Below are 439 nucleotides of genomic sequence, written 5' to 3' on the forward strand. Positions count from 1 at the left end.
TTAATATCCTGTGCTTCCGAACCCGTTTGTACCACGTGTGCTTTGTATATCAAATTCAGCGACCTCTTCTAACTCTGGTGTCCAGATAGGTACAATGACCAGCTGCGCCAATCTATCACCTTTATTGATTTTGTATACATCGGCTAAATACTCGCCTTCTTTATCTTTTGCTATTGTTTCACCTTTTATGTTTAAAATGTCATTTTCCATACCGTTTTCAGTGACACGAACATCTGCACTTGTTGAATGTAAATCTGTATCATTCTTAATATTTATCCCCATATTTCCATGAAATCCTGAGTCAATTTTGCCAGTTTCAATAACTAAGTGTGTTTTACTGCTTACGCCACTTCTTGAAGTGAGTAATCCCACATATCCTTTAGGAATGTTGACTGCTAGATCAGTTTTGATAATCGCTTTCTCTTGCGGTTCAAGTATC

At 37.4% G+C, this 439-nt stretch carries 1 protein-coding gene; it reads right to left on the bottom strand.

The features are described from left to right. The coding region (locus CD112_RS12930; RefSeq protein WP_103364437.1) for a dUTP diphosphatase at positions 1 to 439 on the bottom strand (439 nt) is incomplete at its 5' end.

It is taken from the genome of Staphylococcus simulans (assembly GCF_002902285.1).
Classification (GTDB): Bacteria; Bacillota; Bacilli; order Staphylococcales; family Staphylococcaceae; genus Staphylococcus; species Staphylococcus simulans.